Origin of the sequence: Edaphobacter sp. HDX4, assembly GCF_036877565.1 — a bacterium.
Lineage (GTDB): Bacteria > Acidobacteriota > Terriglobia > Terriglobales > Acidobacteriaceae > Edaphobacter.
In genome coordinates, this window is the sequence record NZ_JAEDXW010000015.1 from 104,776 (window position 1) to 126,351 (window position 21,576).

Annotated in this window: 20 protein-coding genes; 12 read left to right on the forward strand and 8 right to left on the reverse strand. The window is 57.7% G+C overall.

Annotation, left to right across the window (positions count from 1 at the left end):
* The first annotated feature begins 146 nt into the window (after nucleotides 1-146).
* Nucleotides 147-1,532: an esterase-like activity of phytase family protein gene (locus JAO29_RS15170; protein WP_334269082.1), complete on the forward strand. Its 1,386-nt coding sequence runs from the start codon at nucleotides 147-149 to the stop codon at nucleotides 1,530-1,532.
* 113 nt (nucleotides 1,533-1,645) lie between these two features.
* Here JAO29_RS15170 and JAO29_RS15175 read toward each other — a convergent pair whose 3' ends face one another.
* A complete protein-coding gene (locus JAO29_RS15175; protein ID WP_334269083.1) occupies nucleotides 1,646-2,125 on the reverse strand; it encodes a hypothetical protein in 480 nt (159 codons plus the stop codon).
* A 250-nt stretch (nucleotides 2,126-2,375) separates the two neighbouring features.
* Here JAO29_RS15175 and priA point away from each other — a divergent pair, with 250 nt between their 5' ends.
* On the forward strand, nucleotides 2,376-4,868 hold the full coding sequence (gene priA, locus JAO29_RS15180) for a replication restart helicase PriA (RefSeq protein ID WP_334269084.1): 2,493 nt from the start codon (nucleotides 2,376-2,378) through the stop codon (nucleotides 4,866-4,868).
* A 179-nt stretch (nucleotides 4,869-5,047) separates the two neighbouring features.
* Here the strand turns inward: priA and JAO29_RS15185 are convergent, their stop codons facing one another.
* Nucleotides 5,048-5,317, reverse strand: coding sequence for an HU family DNA-binding protein (locus JAO29_RS15185; RefSeq protein ID WP_022844174.1), 270 nt, complete (start codon nucleotides 5,315-5,317; stop codon nucleotides 5,048-5,050).
* A gap of 260 nt (nucleotides 5,318-5,577) precedes the next feature.
* Here JAO29_RS15185 and dcd point away from each other — a divergent pair, with 260 nt between their 5' ends.
* The 7 genes from dcd (at nucleotide 5,578) to JAO29_RS15220 (ending at nucleotide 11,876) form a co-directional block, all read left to right on the forward strand.
* Nucleotides 5,578-6,132: a dCTP deaminase gene (gene dcd / locus JAO29_RS15190; protein ID WP_334269085.1), complete on the forward strand. Its 555-nt coding sequence runs from the start codon at nucleotides 5,578-5,580 to the stop codon at nucleotides 6,130-6,132.
* Nucleotides 6,133-6,244: 112 nt separating this feature from the next.
* Nucleotides 6,245-6,895: a helix-turn-helix transcriptional regulator gene (locus tag JAO29_RS15195; RefSeq protein ID WP_334269086.1), complete on the forward strand. Its 651-nt coding sequence runs from the start codon at nucleotides 6,245-6,247 to the stop codon at nucleotides 6,893-6,895.
* A 299-nt stretch (nucleotides 6,896-7,194) separates the two neighbouring features.
* Nucleotides 7,195-7,896, forward strand: coding sequence for a lipid-binding SYLF domain-containing protein (locus JAO29_RS15200; RefSeq protein WP_334269087.1), 702 nt, complete (start codon nucleotides 7,195-7,197; stop codon nucleotides 7,894-7,896).
* A gap of 84 nt (nucleotides 7,897-7,980) precedes the next feature.
* On the forward strand, nucleotides 7,981-8,925 hold the full coding sequence (locus tag JAO29_RS15205) for a lysophospholipid acyltransferase family protein (protein WP_334269088.1): 945 nt from the start codon (nucleotides 7,981-7,983) through the stop codon (nucleotides 8,923-8,925).
* A gap of 1 nt (nucleotide 8,926) precedes the next feature.
* Nucleotides 8,927-9,871 carry a UDP-3-O-(3-hydroxymyristoyl)glucosamine N-acyltransferase gene (gene lpxD, locus JAO29_RS15210; RefSeq protein WP_334269089.1) on the forward strand — a complete coding sequence of 315 codons (945 nt, stop codon included), beginning with the start codon at nucleotides 8,927-8,929 and terminating at the stop codon, nucleotides 9,869-9,871.
* Nucleotides 9,872-9,891: 20 nt separating this feature from the next.
* Nucleotides 9,892-10,503: a hypothetical protein gene (locus tag JAO29_RS15215; protein WP_334269090.1), complete on the forward strand. Its 612-nt coding sequence runs from the start codon at nucleotides 9,892-9,894 to the stop codon at nucleotides 10,501-10,503.
* A 176-nt stretch (nucleotides 10,504-10,679) separates the two neighbouring features.
* Nucleotides 10,680-11,876 carry a GGDEF domain-containing protein gene (locus JAO29_RS15220; RefSeq protein ID WP_334269091.1) on the forward strand — a complete coding sequence of 399 codons (1,197 nt, stop codon included), beginning with the start codon at nucleotides 10,680-10,682 and terminating at the stop codon, nucleotides 11,874-11,876.
* 60 nt (nucleotides 11,877-11,936) lie between these two features.
* Here the strand turns inward: JAO29_RS15220 and bshB1 are convergent, their stop codons facing one another.
* Together bshB1 and JAO29_RS15230 are read right to left on the reverse strand one after the other, a co-directional pair.
* Nucleotides 11,937-12,653 (reverse strand): bacillithiol biosynthesis deacetylase BshB1, encoded by a 717-nt coding sequence (bshB1, locus tag JAO29_RS15225; RefSeq protein ID WP_334269092.1) that lies wholly within the window; start codon nucleotides 12,651-12,653, stop codon nucleotides 11,937-11,939.
* A gap of 74 nt (nucleotides 12,654-12,727) precedes the next feature.
* Entirely contained in the window at nucleotides 12,728-14,191 is a 1,464-nt protein-coding gene (locus JAO29_RS15230) for a hypothetical protein (RefSeq protein ID WP_334269093.1), read from the reverse strand.
* 154 nt (nucleotides 14,192-14,345) lie between these two features.
* Here JAO29_RS15230 and JAO29_RS15235 point away from each other — a divergent pair, with 154 nt between their 5' ends.
* Both JAO29_RS15235 and xseB read left to right on the forward strand, forming a co-directional pair.
* Nucleotides 14,346-16,271: a bifunctional homocysteine S-methyltransferase/methylenetetrahydrofolate reductase gene (locus JAO29_RS15235; protein WP_334269094.1), complete on the forward strand. Its 1,926-nt coding sequence runs from the start codon at nucleotides 14,346-14,348 to the stop codon at nucleotides 16,269-16,271.
* Nucleotides 16,272-16,529 (forward strand): exodeoxyribonuclease VII small subunit, encoded by a 258-nt coding sequence (gene xseB / locus JAO29_RS15240; protein ID WP_334269095.1) that lies wholly within the window; start codon nucleotides 16,272-16,274, stop codon nucleotides 16,527-16,529.
* Nucleotides 16,530-16,532: 3 nt separating this feature from the next.
* Here the strand turns inward: xseB and JAO29_RS15245 are convergent, their stop codons facing one another.
* The 4 genes from JAO29_RS15245 to JAO29_RS15260 all read right to left on the reverse strand — a co-directional run bounded on the left by JAO29_RS15245 (nucleotide 16,533) and on the right by JAO29_RS15260 (nucleotide 20,329).
* Nucleotides 16,533-17,561, reverse strand: coding sequence for a VWA domain-containing protein (locus tag JAO29_RS15245; RefSeq protein WP_334269096.1), 1,029 nt, complete (start codon nucleotides 17,559-17,561; stop codon nucleotides 16,533-16,535).
* Between the two features lie 23 nt (nucleotides 17,562-17,584).
* The gene (locus JAO29_RS15250) at nucleotides 17,585-18,586 is read right to left on the reverse strand and encodes a polyprenyl synthetase family protein (RefSeq protein WP_334269097.1); all 1,002 of its coding nucleotides are present in this window, start codon (nucleotides 18,584-18,586) and stop codon (nucleotides 17,585-17,587) included.
* Between the two features lie 341 nt (nucleotides 18,587-18,927).
* Entirely contained in the window at nucleotides 18,928-19,428 is a 501-nt protein-coding gene (locus JAO29_RS15255) for a YajQ family cyclic di-GMP-binding protein (RefSeq protein WP_334269098.1), read from the reverse strand.
* A 37-nt stretch (nucleotides 19,429-19,465) separates the two neighbouring features.
* Nucleotides 19,466-20,329: a TatD family hydrolase gene (locus tag JAO29_RS15260; protein WP_334269099.1), complete on the reverse strand. Its 864-nt coding sequence runs from the start codon at nucleotides 20,327-20,329 to the stop codon at nucleotides 19,466-19,468.
* Nucleotides 20,330-21,050: 721 nt separating this feature from the next.
* Here JAO29_RS15260 and JAO29_RS15265 point away from each other — a divergent pair.
* Nucleotides 21,051-21,563, forward strand: coding sequence for a DUF2243 domain-containing protein (locus tag JAO29_RS15265; RefSeq protein WP_334269100.1), 513 nt, complete (start codon nucleotides 21,051-21,053; stop codon nucleotides 21,561-21,563).
* Nucleotides 21,564-21,576 lie beyond the last annotated feature (13 nt).

A 21,576-nucleotide genomic window follows, 5' to 3' on the forward strand; every position in this document is an offset into this window, starting at 1 on the left:
CGAAACAAAAGACTGCGTGTGATGCGCAGTCTTTTGCATTTAATACATTTTCATCATTCGTTCACATCCATGCATTGATCTGTTTTTAACCTGAGCGGAACTCAGGAGAACAAACTTCGATGAGAAAAGTATTTTTGCAGATTTCTATGGCATTGGTGTGCGGTAGTGCGCTGATGCCGGCACAGGCGCAGGTCTCTCTACTTGCGAAGGGAACACTGACAAGCTCGGCTGCAGGTCCTTACAAGGATCTCTCGGGGCTGAACGGGACATTGGAGAACGGAGTTCCGGCGAATCTGCTGGGTGGTCTTGGTTCAGGAATTGCGTATGCTTCAGGAGATACTTTTCTCTCGGTGCCGGACCGCGGCCCGAACGCCGTCTCCTATAACTCCGCCATCGACGACACTGCTTCGTATATTCCGCGAGTCCAGACAATTCGGATGAACCTTGAGAAGAATACGGGGACCGGCCTGCCCTTTACCATCTCCCCGAAGCTGGTCGATACAACCCTGCTGGCCAGCCCACTGCCTCTTGTCTACGGTGACGGCACCGCATATGGTGTGCCTTCAGGAAGACCGAAGCAGAATACGTTTTTGAGAAATTACTTCACTGGTCGATCCGATAATTTCGACCCCAACCGTAGCTCGGGAGATGTGCGCGATGCACGGCTGGACCCGGAGAGCATCAGGCTCTCAAATGATGGGCTGACCTATTTCATCTCAGATGAGTATGGACCCTATGTGTACCAGTTCCTGCGCGGCTCGGGAGAGCGTATTAGAACCTTCAATCCGCCAAACGGCTTCGACGTAGCTCATCCAGCAACAACGACGGATAGCGAGCTGGCAGCAAATTCGACAGGCCGTGTTCCGAACAAGGGTATGGAGGGATTGGCGATCACGCCGGATGGCAGGAAACTTCTGGGAATACTGCAGACCGCAACGATTGAGGATTCGAACGCCGGTGGTGCGGGAGCGAACCTATTGCGAATGGCGCTCATTGATATCGCATCGGGCAGAACTGTGCACGAGTACGGCTATCTGCTGACGACTGGGAGTGGTGTGAGCGATATCGTGGCCCTTAACGACCATGAATTTCTGGTCGATGAGCGCGATGGTAAGGGCCTGGGTGACGGAAGCAAAGCCAAGATAAAGCAGCTGTTCAAGATCGACATTGATAATGCAACCGATATCACCGGCATGGATGGCAACACCGCTGCAACTGTTGCTGTTCCCAAGACACTATTCCTGGATATTGTGAAGGTCCTGGGAGATAACGGAATCATCCCAGCCCAAGTCCCGGCCAAGCTCGAAGGACTTGCCTTCGGCCCGGATGTGAAGCAGAACGGGAGGACTGTCCATACGCTCTGGGTAGCAAACGATAATGACTTCCTGCAGGACTACGGCGGAGTTGCGGGTTCCAACCCGAACCAGTTCTTCGTCTTTGGGTTTACGGAGTCTGATCTTGCCGGGTCTCAATATGTTCCTCAGGGAAAAGGTGGCCTGCGAGGACTCTTCGACGATCTCTTCAATCGATAGGGAAGTAAAGGGAAGCGGCCTCCAACGAGGAGGCTGTTTCCTTTTTACGACGGAATGGTCTGACTCGCCTTCCTCCGCCATCGTCCTTCTGGACTTCGCTCAGAACCACGGCATCACGGCTTTTCTGCATCTGGGCGGGGACTTGCTGATGGAGCGAATCCATCACCTTTGCTGATAGGTCTCTTTGCGGATCGCCGAAGTTGAAACTCTGCGAAGACGATAAGACCCACGCCGATGAGGAGCAGGGTTGGCGATTCAGGGACCGGCGTCGGATCTACTCCTATAGAAAAAGCTCCTGCGGTCGGCGCGGCAATGGCTAGAGATAGAGATACAACTCCGGCTCTCATCTTTTCGCCTGTCCCGGCGCTCACAGCTGTGCCTGGGTCAATGTTGTCGTAGATCTGATAGACGGCAGTCGAAGTATATTCTGTGCCGTCCGTCGCTTCTGCGATGGTGGCCGCATTGGGGTTGGGAATATGCGGCCAGGCCTCAAGCAACTGTGCGATGGGCTCCGCATAGAGTTCCTGTCCCGGCGACAAAAGAACAAGGAAGATCAGGAAGACAGTTGACCTGCTTGAACGAGTGATTTCCATCCAGATGCCTCCATGCGTGTGCATCAGCAGAGGTATCCGCTTAGCTGGCGGTGGTTGGGAGGCAGGTGAACCCCACGAAGGGGAAGAAAGCTGACGGAGACTCGGAATGAGTTCCGTAATTCCGGGGGCCCTGGTGTGCAGACTTTGAACTGTCCCACTGATGGATGCAATTGAGGTGTTAGGAGTGGCCTGTTCATCAGAAGGCGGCTTCGGGTCTGCGAATTACATTTCAACCGGATAAGCTGGATAGATGCCTCGGTTTTGCGATGTCGCGCTTCCCGTTCCGTTAGACCAAATCTTTACCTATCAGGTGGATGGAGCGGTTCCGGCTATAGGTGCGCGGGTGCTGGTCCCGTTCAGTGGCCAGAAGCTGATGGGCGTTGTGATGCGCGTACATGACGAATCGCCTGTGGGAGACTTCGAAATTAAGCCGATCCAGCAGATTCTTGACGATTCGGCTCTGCTGCCAGATGACCTGATGGAACTGGCGCGATGGATCGCGCAGTATTATGTCGCTCCATTGGGTGAGGTGCTGCGCGGCATGCTTCCCCTGAGTGCGGAGGTTAGGCGGCAGTTCCTGTATCGAATCACCGATGTAGGCCGAAAGATACTCTACGAGGGTGCGGCGAAGGGAGCTTCACGGCGCTCGAAGCTTAGCCCCGAAGAACAGAACCGAGAGTATGCCATTTTGAACTACCTCGAGGGCGGAGAGCCGGCTAAGGCATCCGCATTACGCTCGGCTACAGGAGCGAATAAGGCTCTCCTCGAAGGTATCGTTCGCAAAAAGTGGCTGGTGCGTGAGGCAGTTGCGGAAGAGCGGGATGCGCGCCGCATGGAGAAGATAGCGATTCTGGTGGAGGGGCTCCGGCTGCCGAAGCTGAATGCAAACCAGACGGCGATTCTGGCGGAGTTGGCTGCTGTCGGCGGCCGCATGCGCGTGCGGGATTTGAAAGAGACTCTGTCCCGCGCGGGCGTTCCGGATTCCACACTGGCGACGCTTGTGCGTCGCGACATTGTGCAAGTGGAGGAGGTCGCAGAGGCCTTTCACTATGGCGGAGTCTCTCCGTACGGCAAAAAGCACGCCCACGAGCATGCACTTAATGAAACGCAGATGGAGGCCCTTGGGACCATAGCCGCGGCAATGGAAAAGGGCGCGTTCTCTCCGCACCTTCTCTATGGTGTAACCGGAAGCGGTAAAACGGCCGTATATTTCGCTGCGATGCGCCGTGCACTTGATGCTGGAAGGTCCGCGCTGCTGATGGTTCCGGAGATCGGGCTGACCCCGGCGATGACGGGCCAACTTGTCGCTGCATTCGGGGATGAAGTGGCGCTCTTACATTCGCAACTCACGCCGGATGAGCGAGCGGAGCAGTGGCATCGCATCCGCCAAGGGAAGGCGCGAGTGGTCGTGGGAACCCGGTCGGCGGTGTTTGCGCCGGTCAAGCAACTGGGTCTCGCCATCGTGGACGAAGAGCACGACGGAAGCTACAAACAGGAAGAGACGCCCCGGTACCATGGCCGCGACCTAGCTGTGATGCGTGCAAAGCTTAACGGAGCCGTCGTCGTGTTGGGGTCGGCAACCCCCTCTCTCGAAAGCTGGTCGAATGCAGAGAAGGGACGCTACGCCCTGATTGAGATGCGTACCCGTGTGGCGAACCGGCCGCTGCCTGCTGTCGAGCTTGTTGACATGCGCAACGAGTTTCGTGAGACGGGCCGGGAGCAGATCTTTTCGCGTCGTCTGATCGAAGAGACGGAGTCAACCATCGCTCGCGGGGAGCAGGCGATCATTCTTTTGAATCGCCGGGGATATTCCTTTGTGGTGATGTGCCGGAGTTGCGGCGAGAAGATCGAGTGTGAGAACTGCGCAATCTCGATGACGTACCACAAGCCCGTCACCGGAAATGACGCAATCGCACAACCCGGTCAGCGCCTCGAGTGCCACTACTGCGGCTTTCGACGCGGCGTGCCGAAGGAGTGTTCGAAGTGCCAGAGTGAGCACCTGTACTTTCTGGGAGCCGGATCACAGCAGGGTGAAGAACGGCTGCAGGAGATCTTTCCGCATGCCCGCATCGGCAGGATGGATCGTGATACCGTGCGTGGCCGAAGCGACATGGAGCGGCTTCTGGCGCGCCTCCATGCGGGTGAGATCAACCTGCTGGTCGGAACGCAGATGATCGCCAAAGGGCACGACATTCATGGCGTCACGCTTGTGGGAGTGGTCGGCGCGGATTTTGCCCTTGGACTCCCTGATTTTCGTGCTGCGGAGCGCGTCTTTCAGTTGCTGACGCAGGTCTCGGGTCGCGCAGGAAGAGGAGAACTTCCAGGCAAGGTCCTGGTGCAGACCTACCATCCTGATCACTATGCTGTTAAGTTCGCAGCCGAGCACGACTACCCCGGATTCGTAGCGAAAGAGATGCAGTACCGCCGTTGGATGCACTATCCGCCTTTCTCCGTCCTCGCCAATGTCGTTGTGCAAAGCGAGAAGCTGGAAGAGGCGACGGGCTGGTCGTCGGAACTGGGCCGTTGGTTTCAGGCCACTCATCTGGAGCAGGTGAGAGTGCTTGGACCGGCAGCAGCGCCCATCTCGCGCCTGAAGCGAATCTACCGCTATCATTTTGTGCTGAAGGGCGAGACCAGAAAGGCATCGAGCGAAGCGCTCCGCGCAATGCTCAGTTTCGCTGAAAGGCGCGAGATCCCACGCCGCAATCTGGTGGTGGACGTAGACGCACTGCACCTGATGTAAGGGAAGAACAGAAGAGAGATCGATGTGCAGACATGGATGATCGCCTCGGCACGAAAGCAGCCATATCAGCCCTTAACCTTTGCAGGGCCACTAAAGCTACCTCCATGCCGTGGCACGGATGTTAGACCTTCCAGGCTGGAACTCTCTCGATGCTCAACGTGCCAGAGGTCCAGGCAGCGCTAGTTCAGCAGATGCAATTCTTTGCCGGGCTTGAAGCGTACGGCCTTACCTGGTGCAATCGTAACTTCGGCGCCGGTACGCGGATTGCGCCCGATGCCTGTCTTTCGAGGCTTGACTGTAAATACGCCAAACCCGCGAAGTTCGATGCGGTCGCCAGCGACCAACGTCTGCTTCATACTCTCGAAAATAGCGTCTACCGCAGCCTCTGCTTTTGTACGCGGAAGGCCGGTGCGTTCAACAACCCTTTGTATTAAGTCCTGCTTTATCATTCTGGGCCGCCGTCCTTTGGGCTGTAGATTTTTGGAAATGCCGATGTTATGTGATACGGACCTGGTTTAGTAACGTGATAGTAGAAATTTGAATCCCGGTTGTCAACGACAGATCGCTACCGTAAGATGAAGAATCTAATGATGCAATTGTGCCTGCGGACCGCCGCGCCTATTTTGCCATAAAGCGGCCTGCACTCGCGATAAATTGTTAAGCGAACAATTTTTTCACCCAGAAAGAAGAAGAAGGGAACTAGAGCCGAGTGGCCATCAAAAGCGACCGTTGGATTCGCGAACAGGCGAAAGAAAACGGAATGATCTCTCCGTTCAGTGAAAAGCAGGTCCGAGAGGGCGTCATCTCATACGGCCTGTCGTCGTATGGATACGATCTGCGGGTTTCTGATGAATTCAAGATTTTTACTAACGTTAACAGCGCCATTATTGACCCCAAAGCCTTCGACGAGCGGTCGTTCGTGACGGTTGTTTCTGACAGCGTTATCGTTCCTCCAAACTCGTTCGCGCTGGCGCGTTCCATTGAGTACTTCAAGATTCCCCGCGATGTGCTCACCATTTGCGTCGGAAAGTCTACCTACGCACGCTGTGGCATTATCGTGAACGTTACTCCCTTCGAACCGGAGTGGGAGGGTTTTGTCACCCTGGAGATCTCCAATACGACCCCGCTCCCGGCGCGAGTTTATGCAAATGAAGGGCTCTGCCAGATTCTTTTCTTCCAGTCCGATGAGCCATGCGAGATCAGCTACGCGGACCGAAAAGGCAAGTATCAGAAGCAGCAGGGTATCGTTTTACCTAAGCTTTAGCACCCTCGGGCCCCGTCCAAGCGATGTCTCTTTGATGTCTCTCTTTCTTTAGAATCGCCATCTAAAGAGATTCGCATTCCCGACCCCTTTCATTGTCGAGTTGTTCGAGGCCATGACAGACACTAAGCAGGACGAGCCGTTCCGTATCGGGCTGATCGCCACCGATCCCTTGCGAATGCTGGGATTGCAGACCATCGTGGCAGAAAACGGCTCCGTAGAGGTTCTTCCAGTCGCCGGACCAGGTGCACTCGATGCATCAGGCGTATCGTTGGTTCTCATCGATGCTGCATGCACGGACCACCTCTTCGAACTGGTGGAAACCTTCCGTCGATCGCGCCCTCATATCCGTCTGATTGTCATAGGTCTGCAGGAAGATCACGATTACATCCAGAAAGTGATTGGCTCGGGAGTGAAAGGCTATCTGGCCCACACCGCTCGGGAGAATGAGATCCGGATGGCGGTTGAGATCGTCCGTGACGGTTCCGTATGGGCTCCTCGCAAAGTACTGGCCCGCCTGCTTGAGGCCTCTGCCGGTGAAGGAAGGAACATCACTCCTGAGCCGAAATTCACCGAACGCGAAACCCAGGTCCTTCAACTGCTGGTCGCCGGCCGGCCCAACCGCGATATCGCCGAGGCTCTGGGCATCGATGCGGCCACAGTGAAAGCCCACGTGGGCCGCCTCATGCGCAAGATGGGGGTCGATAATCGCATCGCCCTCAGTGTTCAGGCAGTCAACCGGAATCTGGTCGATAAACAACTGTAACCATGCGGTTTATCGGCAATAAAATCTCACGCGAAGGTCTATATACCTCCGTACCGTTGTAGATACCCGCCTCGTCAGGCAATCTCTTTCTAAGCAACACAGACCTGGGAGAGGGGTTGTAGAGAGCGCGCCTGACGATTCAGGCACTTCTCTACAACCCCCATTTTTTTGTTCTGGGGCCGATGGGGGCAGAGAGCAACGGTGCTTTTGCACAGGCCATCCAATATCCTATTGGAAATAGGCGATTTGCTTGGTAAGCGCCCTGAACAGAAAGAAGGTTCGTGAAGATGGAAGTATGGATGAAGCGTTTGTCTGTGATTGCGTGTGCAGTTGCAATGACGGCAGGTTCAACGGTGGCTTTTGCTGCAAGCGATAAGGCCAAATTAGTAGAGAGACTTCAGGACGCCCAGGCTGTGGTGACCCAGATTATGGCCGCTCCTGACAAAGGAATCCCGGAAACCATCCTTTCAGGTGCCAGCTGTGTAGCTGTGATCCCCAGCTTCATGAAGGCAGCCTTCGTTGTCGGTGCCCAGTACGGTCAGGGTGTGGCGACTTGCCGCACCTCCCGTGGATGGAGCGCTCCGGTCTTTGTCCAGCTTGCTGGCGGAAGCTTCGGATTCCAGATCGGCGGCCAGGCTACGGACCTGATCATCGTTGCTATGAACCAGCAGGGCATGCAGGACATGCTGAAGAACAAGTTCAAGATCGGCGCCGATGCTGCAGCCTCTGCCGGACCCGTGGGACGGAATGCACAGGCCGGAACCGATTGGAAGATGAACGCTGAGCTCCTGACCTACTCACGCAGCAAGGGACTCTTCGCCGGCATTGATCTTGACGGTACAGTGCTCTCGCAGAACCAGGAAGACACACGCGTCATCTATGGGAACGCTATTCCGTTCGAGACCATTCTCAAGGGCAACGAGGCTACTCCCGAGGAAGCTCGTCCCTTTGTGCGCACCGTGGCGAAATACTTTGTTGCCGCTCGTGCGGACGATAAGTAGGCCGAAAGCGCAGGTTATGAGGAGGCGGCCGTGCAGGCCGCCTTCTCTTTTTCCTAAATCTTCAGAGGCATTTAGACTGATGTCTTGAACGACGCCATAGAAAGAGATCTGCCCACCTCAGGCGCAAGTCTTCGCGAGAGGGTGGAATTTGCGCTTGTATATGCGATTGTCCGTCTGCTCGGGTCGCTGCCGCGAAGCATTGCACGAGGAGCTGGCGCAGCCATCGGAGAGGTCGCATACCTCGCGCTGGCTCGTCTTCGTCAGGTCGGCCTGAAGAACCTCGAACTTGCCTTTCCGGACATGGTGCCGGTACGTCGCGAGCAGATTCTGAAACAGGTCTACCGTAATCTTGGCTATCTGCTGGCCGAGTTCTGCCTCATGCCGCGCTACACGCCCCAGCAGGCAAGCACATTCATTCGTTATGAGGGACTCGAAAATTATCTCCGCGCCCGGGACCGGGGCAAAGGAGTGCTGGTTCTAACCGGGCATCTTGGAGCATGGGAGCTCTCGAGCTTCTATCACTCCTTGATGGGGTATCCGATGGGGATGGTCATCCGTCGCCTCGACAATCCTCTTGTCGATCGCTTCGTTAACCGAATCCGCTGCATGCATGGCAACCGGGTGATCCATAAAGATGAATTTGCTCGTGGCTTGATCGCCTCCATGAGGGATGGCGAGACCGTTGGGATTCTGATGGACACCAACATGACGCCACCGCAGGGGGTCTTTGTCCCTTTCTTCGGGGTGCAGGCCTGCACCGCCAGTGGTATGGCAAGAGTCGCTGCAAAGACCGGTGCTGCGGTTGTGCCGGGATTTCTGCTGTGGGAGAAGACCGAACAGAAGTATGTGCTTCACTTTGGTGAAGAACTCGCGGTCGAGTGCTCAAGAGACCCTGAAGCAGATGCCCTCAGAAACACGGCGGCATTTACCGCTGCGATTGAGGCATACATTCGGCGTTATCCTGATCAGTGGTTATGGATGCATCGCCGATGGAAGACAAGACCTGTGGGACAAGAGGGGATCTACTGAGATGGCCAGTTTGAGCGAGATCGTGTCATGGCTTGGGGATTCGCCGGCTCTTCCGCCCGGACGCAACGCCGAGATCTTCTGTGTCTCCGCTATCGAGTCCGCTGGCAACGACGCGGCGGTGTTCGCGACCGACAATGCCTCCCTCGGCGCTGCGCTTTCATCTTCCGCCGGCCTGATCCTCGCGAATGAGAAGTTGCGCAACCCGGACGCAAGTCCTGCTGACGAGAGGGTTGTCTGGGTTCGAGATGCGCGGTATGCCTTCTCGCTGGTCGCGCAACGGCTGGCGGGAAAAAGCACCGGCGCTGGCATTCATCCCACAGCTATCGTCGGAGCAGATGTGGTCATCGGGCCTGGAACTTCTATCGGACCTGGAGTCGTCGTGGAGGCTGGCGTCAGAATTGGTGCAGATTGCCGCATCGACGCCAGGGTTACGATCTATTCCGGCGTCACTCTCGGAGATCAAGTAGTCGTCCAGGCAGGCACAGTGCTTGGTTCCGCCGGCTTCGGATACGCTCGCAACCAAGAGACTGGAGAGTACCTGCTCTTCCCGCAGCAGGGGCGTCTCGCGATTGAAGACCGGGTCGAGATCGGAGCGAATACAACGATCGACCGCGGGGCACTGGGAGAGACCCGTATAGGCGCGGGAACGAAGATCGACAATCTGGTTCATATCGGGCATAACTGCAGGATCGGCAGGAACGTCGTAATCGCCGCGCAGACTGGAATCTCCGGCTCTTCTATCGTGGAAGACGGGGCGATCCTCGGTGGCCAGGTTGGGATAGGCGAACATGCGACTGTCGGCGAAGGTGTCATTCTAGGGGGTGGAGCAGGCGTCCTGAGCGGCAAAAAAATGCATGGGCCGGGAGAGGTCTTCTGGGGAAGACCCGCGCGGCCGCTCAAGGAGTATCTCCGCGATCTGGCACGACTCAAACGCCGCAGCGCGTAAACGGAGATGGAAGGTGTGGCATGGCAGTCGTGGTCGTGGGCGGGCATTCCCGGAACATCGGAAAATCCAGCATCGTTGAAGGCCTGATCCAGCAGATGCCGGAGATGCAGTGGACTGCGTTCAAGATCACCCAGTTCGGTCACGGAATGTGCTCCGCCAATGGGGAACCCTGCGACTGTGACACTGCCGAACACGCTCTCGCCGTGACCGAAGAGAGAGACGCAACCAGCGGTACGGACTCCTCTCGATTTTTAGCAGCTGGAGCCCTTCGATCCCTATGGGTGAGAACGAGAACCGGAGATCTGGCGGCAGCCATGCCCCGCATTCGCAAGGAACTCGCAGGCTGCCGGAACGCAGTGATCGAATCCAACAGCATCCTTCGCTTTCTTCGTCCAGACCTTTACCTTAGCGTCCTCGATCCCACTGTTGAGGACTTCAAGGACTCAGCGCGTCTCTTCCTTGATCGAGCGGACGCGGTTCTCGTTCCCGAAGGAGTGCTGGGACGGCCCGAGTGGAAGGGGATATCTCTAAAGCTCATCGCGGGAACGCCCGTCCTTGCAATTCGCCCACCCAGATACATGACGTTCGAAATCTTGAACTTTGTCAGGTCCCATCTCCGGATCGATAGGTAACTTCCTCCTCAAATTCATCTTGGGTTTTTCATTCTCTAGGTTTATGCTCGGCGTTCAGTAGTTTGAGGCGACAGTCGTTGGGGAACAAGGCGGCATGGGGCTACCAGAAAAGCCAGCCTGTTCTTGGTCATCGGCCGAGTCGTGTAGCGCAATGAGTGTCCCGGGGAGAAACGGGAATGGCGGGTACGATGGACACGACGACACTGGTTCTTGCGAACGTGTTGATGTTCGCATTGTGCGCGGGCGTCATGCTGGTCAACGCCAGAGTTGTTGGAGGCCTGCGAGGTGCTGTGTGGTTCGCAGGTGCAAATCTTTGCCGCGGGAGCGGCATGCTTGTGGTGGGGGTAAGTTGGCTTCATCTTGAGCCGACCCACTCTGTCGAGGCCGCCAGCGGGGTTCTATCCATGGCGGGTGTTTTGCTGCTCCACCAGAGCTTTGCGGAACTGCTTGAGCGACGGATGATCATCCGCTCAGCTCAGATCAGTCTTGCTGCGGGCGTCGCCTGCGTCCTTCTCTACTTCATCCTCTTCCCATCGCAGTCCCGATTCCCGGCTGTGCTCTTGCTACTTGTGCTGGGGATTCTGCACGCACTTGTAGCGCTTCTGGTCTTCAAGTTCTCCGATGAGGAGGTAAAACCCTTGGGCCGGCTCACCAGCCTCTCCCTGGGTGCCTACGCCTTTCTCTACTTTGTGCGGGCTATTATCAGCACCGATGGCGTGCGAACCGCTACCGCGCCCGATCTCGGGCGAATGGCTACCATATGGCTGCTTGCCTGCCTTCTGACCACTGCAGCCACGGCTTTCGGTTTCATGTCGCTTTCGACAGCCAAGTTGCGTGTAGAACTGTTGTGGCGAGCCCAGTTCGACGATCTCACCGGACTCCTTAACCGGTGGGCTCTCAAGCGTACCGCCCTCCGCGAGATTCAGCATTGTCGCCGGACAGGCGCATCGCTGGCTGTGGTGATGATGGATCTTGACGGTTTGAAGTCTGTGAACGACACCAAAGGACATGGTTGCGGAGATATCGTCCTTCAAGCCATCGGAGGCGTTCTGCAGGAGACGGTTCGGGCGCGCGATTCTGTAGCAAGGATCGGCGGGGATGAGTTCTGTATCCTCCTGCCGGAGAGCTCTCTCGAAGAGGCGATCCTTGTGGCCGAGAGAATGAGAGAAGAGATCTACGACCTCGCAATCCGATATCGTGGCGAGATTATTCAGACTCAGGCCAGCCTTGGGGTCGCCTCGTCCCACACCTCAGGACTGCAATGGCAGACGCTCGTAGAAGACAGCGATGAAGCTCTCTACCGGGCCAAACGGGAAGGGAAGAACCGGGTCATCGCTGCAGCCCCAGACAGTAGGTCCGATATGGTCAGGTGAGCTCTCGAAAGGACGAAGCAAAGGATCATCCTGGCCAGCCCTGAACGAGTCGCAGCAAGTTTAGATCGACTGCACCGGCAGCAGCATCAGGTCGTCGACCAGCCCTACCTCTTTCTGCACAAACGGCTCCCCATATCGCACGCCCCCCAATAGGCCATAGTGGCGCGCCGTCGCGAATGTTCGCTCGCGTATGTCCTCTTCAGGCACAAACAGACCGCTGCCGGCGGCGTGATTTCCATATTGCGAGCGGTACGCCAGCAGGGACTTCAGCCGCTGCTCCACGTAAGGCGTGATATCCACGACGAAGGAGGGGCGCACATCGGCATACAGCGAGGCGTAGAGAATCTTATATGGCCGGTGCGGCGGTAAGTCGTTCGCGGGAATCTCGACCTTGCTGAGACCGCTGACGAAGCACGCCTCGTAACCGAGCGTCGCTGTTGTGTAGTGATCCGGATGACGACCCGCCCAGTACGGAAGTATGACGACGCGAGGACGAAGGCGACGCAAGACGCCGGCGATCTTGATCCGGTTTTGCAGCGTATTCTCCACATTGCCGTCGGGAAGGTCGAGTGCTTCGCGATGGCTGACATGCAGAATGCGAGCCGCCTCTTCCGCCTCGGCTCTCCGCTCCTCGGCTGTGCCACGCGTTCCCGACTCGCCTTGCGTCAGGTCGAGGATGCCGGTCTTCCATCCTCGTGCGTGCATGGCCAGCAGCGTTCCGCCGCAGGTCTGCTCCACGTCGTCACGATGCGCGGCAATGGCAAGAATATCGAGCATAGGTCTCCGAACGCAGTTGTGGGAGACCGAATACGATCTCCCACACTTTTATAGCCTGAATATGCTGCTGCTTTTTAGTTGGCGGAGTTGGTTGCAGCGTCCATAAACGCAACATCCAGTGCCGTGCCTTGAATCGTGAACTGGGAGTTGTTGATCTCAGAACCGTCGGCGGTGTTGAAGGCATGTACCTGCCCGCCGTACGCTGTGTACATCTTGTTCTTGCCCTGCACCCAGCAGAGACCTGTCAGGTCGCCATAGTAGAACTTGTTCTCATTTGCGTTCGGGTAGGGAACGCTGGAGTTAGGATCGGCGGGATTGACGTCCGGCACAACCTTCGTGCTCTTCGCACCGATGTCATAACGCGTCAGGCAGTTGTAGTTCTGCTGCAGCTTCGCACGTTCTCCTGTGGCACAGCCCTGCGATCCAATCCAAAGCGTATTGTCGTCTCCAAACAACATCTTCGTGTGATAGCCGTCGGAGATGGAATATTGTCCCGTTATCGTATTTGTGCCCAGATCCATGGTCGACAGGAAGCCTGCGAATAAACCATCCGGCTGGAGTTGTTGCCCGGAGATGTAAAGGGTAGTGCCATCGGCAAGGACTGCGGTCGCGCCTCCGGGCACGGGTGTGCTTCCTGTGACAGGGGAAGTGTAAGTTGCCGAGGTAGGATAGTTGTCGACTCGCAGCGGATCCTGCGGCATCCTCGTGATGCTTGCGGTACCGCCGCCGCACTCCGGTCCGCAGTTCACGACATACGCAGTCGACCCATCCAGGGAGAAGTATGCTCCCACCGGCCGATCGAGGCTCGGACTGCTCGGGTTATCCGGTACAGGAACAACGCACCATACGGGAACGTTGAAGGGCTGGCAATCGGTTGCGCCTGGAACCGCCCCCTGATTTTGATTCAACCGCAACAGCCGGTAAAGCGTATTGGAGTTCCGGACCATGGCCAGCACGACCGAATCGCCTTGGTTGACTGCGACGCGATACACGTTGGGCAGGTTCAGGTAGTAGGTCTGGCCGTTTGTGTTGTCTATCACCGTCAAAACACCCAGCGTGGACACCGCAGCGTAGACATGCTTGAAGTTCACCGGAACGGCGATGGAGTCGGCCTTCGTAGGAAGTGTGCCGCCGGAACCTGCGACAGCCTCTGTCCCATAATCGACCTTCGTGAGGCTTCCATCGGAGTTGGAGTACACATACCCCAGAACCTGCTCCGGGAAGTTGAAGATCATATTCGGATAGCCGGAGGCATACCCCGAGATTGGGAAGGTCGAGTTCGCATTGAAGATGCTGTTACGGATATCCCGCTGGGCATCGATCATCTGTAAAGCGCCCTGGGTTCCATTGACCGTGATGCTGACCAGCACGCGCGTGCTCAGCTTGCTGGGTGGAACCGGGCGGTTGGCAAATGTATATTGCGGAAACTTGTAATACCGCACCCCACATGAGGATAGGCCGAGGGTAACGATGGCGATCACGAGGCCGCAGAACAACTGCGCGCAGAACGAGTGGGAAAGGGGACTTCTATTCTTCAACGGTGACTGACTCCGAACTGCGCTACAAGCGTGGTTTGGCGGCCACGACTCTACGGCAAAGTATAACAAAGCGAAGCTCTCAGGCGCTTGGAGTCAGGATTTGGTGAGCTCTCGTGTGGTGGCTTAAGATAGATAGAATAGGCCGGTGACAGGAATGAGTGATAAGAAGACGGGCGCAAGCCGCGGCTCGGATGCAGTAGAACGACTGTTTGGAGATACGCCTGTGCTCTGCGACGGAGCCATGGGGACCATGCTCTACGCGCGGGGCGTGTTCATCAATAAGTCCTACGACGAGCTGAACCTCTCGCAGCCAGAGCTGGTCCGCGAGGTCCATGTCGAATACCTGCAGGCGGGCGCCGAAGTCATCGAGACGAACACCTTTGGCGCCAACGCCTTCCGGTTGGAGCACTTTGGACTGCGTGACAAGGTTCGGGAGATTAATCTCGCGGGAGTTCGATTGGCGCGCGAGGCCGTCAACCAGATCCGGGACAAGCAAGCTACCCAGGCCTTCGTCGCCGGTGCAATCGGTCCGCTCGGCATCAGGCTCGAGCCGCTGGGCAAGGTTGGCCTCGATGAGGCGCGGGAGGCCTTTGCAGAGCAGATTACGGCGTTGATTGAGGGTGGTCCTGGAGTTGGAGTCGACCTTCTCTCCATCGAGACCATGACCTCACTCACCGAAGCCGAGCAGGCCGTTGCTGCCGCTCGCGCCATCGCTCCCGGGATTCCCGTTATCGTCATGGTCACCGTGGATGAAGAGGGAAATTGCCTTGATGGCGCCTCTGCCGAAACCGCAGCGCGACGGCTGACCGCGACCGGTGCCGATGCGATCGGCTGCAACTGTAGCGCTGGTCCGGCGACGGTGCTCAGTGTGATCGAACGCATGCGTCCCCTGACAGACCTTCCTCTGGCCGCCATGCCGAACGCCGGCATACCCCGCGCCGTTGAGGGACGAACGATCTACCTCACCTCGCCGGAGTATATGGCCAGCTTCACGCGGAAGCTCGTGAAGGCCGGGGCGTCGCTGGTGGGTGGCTGCTGCGGAACGACCCCAAGCTACACGCGAGCCATGCGAAGCGCTCTGCGCGCGCTCGACGCAATGGAGACCGGCGTCCAGGTGATGGAAAGAGGCATAGAGAGTGAGGCAGCGACGAAGGTCTCGCCGCCGCCTCTGGCACAGCGCTCCAAGATCGGCTCCATGATCGCCTCCGGCGAGTTCATCTCGATGGTGGAGATCGTTCCTCCAAAGGGAATCGACTGCTCTCGGGAGATCAACGGAGCCGCTCAGTTGCACAAACTCGGCGTCGATGCCATCAACGTACCCGACTCGCCCCGCGCCAGCGCGCGGATGAGCGCGCAGAGCCTCTGTGTTCAAATCCAGCAGCAGGTCGGCATCGAGACCATCCTGCACTACACCTGCCGTGACCGCAACGTGCTCAGCATTCAGAGCGACCTTTTGGGAGCTTCCTCGATTGGGCTTAAAAACATTCTTTGCCTGACCGGCGATCCACCCAAGCTGGGCAATTATCCCGATGCCACAGCCGTCTTCGATGTCGATGCGATCGGGCTCGTCAATATCGTTCGCAATCTCAACTGCGGGCTGGACATCGGCAAGAACTCCATCGGCGAATCGACAGGCTTTACCATCTCCGTCGCCGCCAATCCAGGAGTTCCTGACATCGAACAGGAGATTCGCCGGTTCGCCTATAAGGTTGAGGCTGGTGCAGAGTTCGCGATCACGCAACCGGTATTCGATCTGCGCCTGCTGGAAGACTTCTTGCGTCGCATCGAGGGATTTCGTATTCCGGTCATTGCCGGGATATGGCCGCTGACCAGCCTGAGAAATGCGGAGATCATGAAGAACGATCTCCGTGTGGCAATTCCAGACGAGATTCTGGCCAGAATGGCCGCGCAGGTCGGTTCCCCTGATGCCGCCCGAGCCGAGGGAGTGAGAATTGCTCAGGAGATGCTGACCGAAGCCAGGCCCATGGTGCAGGGCGTGCAGGTCAGTGCGCCATTTGGCAAAGACAAGTACATCGCTGCCGCTCAGGTGCTCGGGCTGACGGAAGGCGTGGGGGTCTAGATGGCAGACTTTGAACGTAAGCTAACCGATCTGGAAGCCGTGGTAGAACGCCTGGAGCAGGGAGATCTGCCGCTCGAAGAGTCGGTTCGTCTCTTCGAAGAGGGGATGAAGTTGTCGGAGAGCTGCAAACAGGAGCTCGAGGCAGCAGAAGGAAGAATTCAGGTTCTTATGTCGCAGGGCGGCGGCAAAATGAAGGCCCAGGATCTCGAGATCCAGAGCGATGACGAAGTCTCAGACGAAGATCTGGACGAAGAATAGATCTTACTGTTTTGAAGAACTGTCCTGGCGTTCGCCGAGCCAGTAGCTGGTTCTGGCTGAGACAACCAACTCTGGATAGTTCGGCAGTCGAACCTGGAGCGGGTGAAGGCCCGGGTCGAGCGAGGTTGGCGTAAAGCTGAGCGTGTAGCGGTTGCGCAGATGATTGCTGATCGTCGCCAGTCCATCGTCTAGCTGGTGCTGATTGTTGAACGGTGCGGCTTCGCCTCCAGACAGCGACGCCACCTCGGCGGCTGCGTTCTTCTGCATTGCGCCAAGGATCATCTTCAGCGCCGGGGTAAGTTCGAAGTAGGTTACATAGCTTTCTTTTCCAACCGTAAGTGGTGGATGACCCTGGCCGCCTTCTCTCAAGGATTTTTTTATCTCCGTCAGCTGTGGCGAGAAGGTGAGCGTGTAAATCGCGGTATTGGTCTCGCCTGAGATCTGCAGGATCTCCTTCGCCGTGGTCTTGCTTCCGGAGTCCGTCGGCTGAGAGATCAGCAGGATTGCGCGGCGATTGGCAGCAGGTTGTTTCGCCAGCAGGTTCATAGCGTATTTCAGACTGTCCATGATCGCGGCTCCGTCGTCGCCGGGATCGGGATGGTTGATGGCGTCGGTCCACTGCGCGATATCGGAGGTGAATGGAGAGGCGGCTTCAGGTTTGCTGTCGAAGTTGACGATGGACACCTGATTGGGAGCGTTACCCAGCATCGCTGCCAGCATGGTCTCGAGGTTGCTGTACTTTGCGAACTCCTGAATGGCCGCGCCGCCGGTCTGCATAAGGATGACGAGGGAGAGCGGCTGGTGCGCTTCGTCGTCGACATGAACCTTCTGCGGGACGCCTTTATCGGTGAGCAGGAAGTCTTCGGCATGCAGAGAGTAGACGGTTTCTTTCGACGGTGTCTGGACCAGCGTCGGAACGATCACCAGTCGCGTCGTCGTCTGAAGGGTGGAAGGAGGAGATGCGCTGTTCTGAGCAGGGAGGATCGTTGAAGTCGCAAGAAAAAGAGCGGTCGTGAGAGACCGGCGCATCATGCGCTCCATTGTACTGCGGGGAGCTAGCGGTCGCGGCTGGTGACGAAGCCCGGAACCCAGAGCAGGGCACGCTTGGCGTCGGACGGAGGCAGGTCAACGACGGATTGGCGCGCGGCTTCGGCGTAGGCGCAGGCTGTATCCATCGCGTACTCGATCGAGCCGTGGCGGCGAAGGATTTCGAGGATCTGGATGTGCGAGACGTGAGCGAAATCGCGGTCTGCCAGAACGGTGCGGATCGCTTCGCGGTCGGCTCCGGTGCCGCGCTCAAGAGCGTGGATTACGGCCAGAGTGGCTTTGCCCTCGCGCAGGTCGCTTGCGACCGGCTTGCCCAGAACCTCTTCCGCGGCGGTGAGGTCGAGAACATCATCCACAATCTGGAAGGCAAGGCCGAGATTGCGACCGTATTCGCCCAGCTGCGCTTCGATGACGTTGGGGTCTCCGAAGCTGTGCGGCGTGATGGCCGCGCCCAGCTGCATGGAGACCTTGAAGAGGCAGGCAGTCTTGCGGTAGATCAGGTCGAAGTATTCTTCCTCGTTGATGAGGTGGCCGAGCTTTTCGATCTGGAGCAGTTCGCCTTCGACCATCTGCTGAGTGAGCGAGATCAGGAGGTCGAGAACGTGAAAGTTGCGCTCATCCAGGGCAGAGGAGAAGGCCTGCATGTAGAGCCAGTCCCCGGCGAGCACGCACTTGGAGTTTCCCCAGGTCGTGTTCGAGGATGGGCGTCCGCGGCGCGTATCAGCTTCGTCGATGATGTCATCGTGGACGAGCGTTGCGGTGTGCAGCATCTCGACGACGGCTCCGAGGCGAATGCGGCTGTGGCCGGTGGAGCCGAGTGCCTTGGCGGCGAGGAGCAGAAGCAGGGGGCGAATGCGCTTGCCGCCGCCAGAGATGAGGTACTGCGCGATGTCGGTGATGACGCCGACGTTCGAGGCAGACTGCCGGGAGAACTCCTGCTCGATGGCGGCCAGATCTTCGCGGAGAAGATCGAAGACCTCGGCAGCGGTCGCGATGGAGAGAGTACTCACTCTGGAATCAGAGTAACAGGATGTTTATGGAACGGTTGCGGCGGCTCGAAAATCGCACGGAAGATTTTCGAGCCGATGTGAGAGGGTATCCGTGTTATTAGGTCCGGAGTTCTGTAGAAGACCGCAGATCCTTCGACTCCGCTCCCTGCGGTCGCTTCGCTCAGGATGACACTTCGTGAGAGGTGCAGTCTGTCGGAACAGCGAGCGGCATGCCTGACGCTTGATCCATGCCTGACGTTTGGTACATGCCTGACGTTTGGTCAGAGTACTGACCGTCGACAGCGACTGGCGTTCCTGACGCTTCGTCGTAGGCGCGAACTATCAAAGAGCAGTCCGGCGTTCTAGTTGCTCCTGAAGTTGGTGAACTGAAGATCGACGCCGTAGTCACCGGCGCGCAGCTTGCCCATGATCTGCTGAAGGATGTCGCGATCCTTGGAGACGACGCGGACGGTGTCGCCCTGGATGCTCGCCTGCGCTTTCAGCTTGGAGTCCTTGACGGTGGCGACGATCTTCTTTGCGTTCTCGGAGGCGATGCCCTGCTTGAGCTTGATCTTCTGGCGGACGGAGGAGTTTGAAGCGGGCTCAATCTTCTCGTATTCGAGGTTCTTGAGGGAGATTCCGCGCTTGACCAGCTTCTGGGAGAGGATCTCCTTGACGGCCTCAAGCTTGTACTCGTCCTGCGAGGCGAGCTGGATGACGTCGGTGCCTTCAAGTTCGATCTTCGATTTGGAGTCCTTCAGGTCGAAGCGTGCGCCGACCTCTTTGGAGGCCTGATCGATTGCGTTTTTGACCTCTTGAATCTCTACTTTGCTGACTACGTCGAAGCTGTTATCGGATGCCATGTGCTTTTCCTTCTCTGATTGTTCGGGTTCTATTATGTCAGGCCCGACCGGGTTGGCGAGTCGAAGGGAAGAGGTGGTGGAAGTTTTCCGTTGTGAGGTCCGCCAGTCCTTCCGGTGAGATGCCGCGCAGCTCGGCCAGGGCTGCCGCGGTGTGAGCGACGAAGGCGGGTTCATTACGCTGGCCTCGCAGAGGGATGGGGGCGAGGAACGGAGCGTCGGTTTCGACCAGGATGCGATCGGCGGGCGCGAAGGCGGCGGCGTCACGGATGCCCTGAGCCTTCGGATAGGTCAGGTTCCCGGCGAAGGAGAGATAGAAGCCGAGATCGAGCGCGCGCCGGGCGTCATCGACTGAACCGGAGAAGCAGTGCATGATTCCAGGCAGGCCGGAGGGCCGGAAGTGCTCGTCGATGAGGTTGTAGGTGTCGGCGGCGGCGTCGGCGGGGCCGTATCTCTCTTTCGCTTTGGGGGTGGCGAGCTCGGAGGTTCGGCAGTGGATGATGATGGGCTTGCGGAGGCCGGCGGCGACCTTCATCTGGGCGATGAAGGCCTGCTGCTGGACGGGGATGTCGGGGTTCTCGAGGTGGTAGTAGTCGAGGCCGATCTCGCCGATGGCGATGCAGCGGGGGTGGGCGGCGAGGCGAGTGAGCTCGGCCAAGGCCTCGGGGGTGGCGTTGTGGGCCTGCTCGGGGTGGACTCCGGCACTGGCGAAGATCTGCGGCTGGTGGTCGCCGGTGACGCTGGTGGCAAGGTCGAGCGCGAGGTGCATCTGGGAGGGGTTCTCGCCGATGCCGATGGCGAGGATAGTCTTTACACCAGCGTCCCAGGCGCGGCGGAGGACCTCCTCGCGGTCGGTCGGGTGCGTCGTGTAGAAGTCGAGATGTGCGTGTGAGTCGATGAGCATAGACGCTTAATTGGGGGCCCCCACCCCCGGTACCGATTTTGTGCAAAGTCTTGGCAAGATGCAACTTAGGTCCGGACCTCCGTTCGGTGTCGGGCTAAAAGTCCCATATTGCGTGTTGTTTTGGTGCAAAGTATTCGAAACAAATAGCTTGTTGAGTTGCGCGTGCTTTTTCAGGCTGCTGCGCGATCTATCTACTTCAAGTTTACTGAATGAGGCGGTATTGGTCGGCGACGGGATCTAGTGGAGCGGTTGGAGTTAGTGCGATTCAGGACTTGACAGAGGTCTGGGGTGAGACCGGGAGTGTTCGAACCGCAGATTCTTTGATTACGTCCGCGCTTCGCTCAGGATGACACTCCTGAAAATTGGAGGCTGGCGGGTTTAAGCCGTACCTTATGTGGAACGGTTCGCAGGTTGTGCGAATATGCGGTTGTGTCGCGAACAAGCTGCGCGATGACTGGGCACCCGGCGCCATGAAGGAGGCACCGGCCTCCGGCCAATGTTACCCACCTTAGGCTCGATGAAGCCGAACCGAAGCCGAACCGAAGATGGGGCACTCGGTGCCTTCCAGTGGGGGATCAGATTCGGCTGCCAATCCAAAAACCACCGACGTTCGTTTTGAAACACAGGCGTTCGTCCTGGCATCTATGCAGACATTGCCCACTGTGGCTGCTCGCAAAACTGTTGAGAACCTGCCAACCGCTCGATCTGGTTGGTGGAGGTGATGATGCCGCTCGATGCAACGAGTGCAACAGCGAGATATCCGGTAGTGCCTCTCACACTGCCTGGAGTGATCCTGGGTATAGGCCTGGGAGGTTTTTTTGATGGCATCTTTCTGCACCAGGTCTTTCAGTGGCACCACATGTTCAGCAATATCTATTCCGTCGATACTGTGCCGGGGCTGCGCATGAACACGCTTGGAGATGGCATCTTCCATACGGTTACATGGCTCAGCGTGCTGCTCGGGCTGGGTATTCTTTACTCCCGCGTGACCCACGCCCGAGGCGAGGTGTGGCGATCCGGGGTTCTGTGGTCGTGGATTCTGTGTGGATGGGGATGGTTCAATTTGGTCGAGGGCCTGATCGATCACCAGATATTCGGTATTCATCACGTTCATTACGGTCCGCACCAGATGGTTTACGACGTAAGCTTTCTTGCTTCCGGCGTGATCTTTATCGTTGCCGGGTGGTCGATGGCACGCAGAGGCTCCTCGGTGCGAGTGGGAGCCGGGGCGTAGGACGGAGAGGTTC